The following is a 546-nucleotide window of genomic DNA, read 5'->3' on the forward strand; positions in this document are numbered from 1 at the left end:
CCTCCTTCGGGACAGAGGTGACAGGTGGTGCATGGTTGTCGTCAGCTCGTGTCGTGAGATGTTGGGTTAAGTCCCGCAACGAGCGCAACCCCTATTGTCAGTAGCCAGCAGGTAAAGCTGGGCACTCTGATGAGACTGCCAGGGATAACCTGGAGGAAGGTGGGGATGACGTCAAATCATCATGCCCCTTATGATTTGGGCTACACACGTGCTACAATGGCGTAAACAAAGAGAAGCGAGCCTGTGAGGGGGAGCAAATCTCAAAAATAACGTCTCAGTTCGGATTGTAGTCTGCAACTCGACTACATGAAGCTGGAATCGCTAGTAATCGCAGATCAGAATGCTGCGGTGAATACGTTCCCGGGTCTTGTACACACCGCCCGTCACACCATGGGAGTCGGAAATGCCCGAAGCCAGTGACCCAAGCGAAAGCAGGGAGCTGTCGAAGGCAGGTCTGATAACTGGGGTGAAGTCGTAACAAGGTAGCCGTATCGGAAGGTGCGGCTGGATCACCTCCTTTCTAAGGAAGAAGAAGTAAGGGTTTTA

Annotated in this window: 1 rRNA gene (running past one end of the window); it reads left to right on the top strand. The window is 52.6% G+C overall.

Annotated features, from left to right (window positions below):
* Positions 1-520: ribosomal RNA gene (locus tag DW677_RS17980) — 16S ribosomal RNA — on the top strand (its annotated part extends 913 nt beyond the left edge of the window); the annotation flags it as partial.
* Between the last annotated feature and the right edge of the window lie 26 nt (positions 521-546).

The sequence above is a fragment of the Clostridium sp. AM25-23AC genome (assembly GCF_003435125.1).
Taxonomy (GTDB): domain Bacteria; phylum Bacillota; class Clostridia; order Lachnospirales; family Lachnospiraceae; genus Pilosibacter; species Pilosibacter fragilis.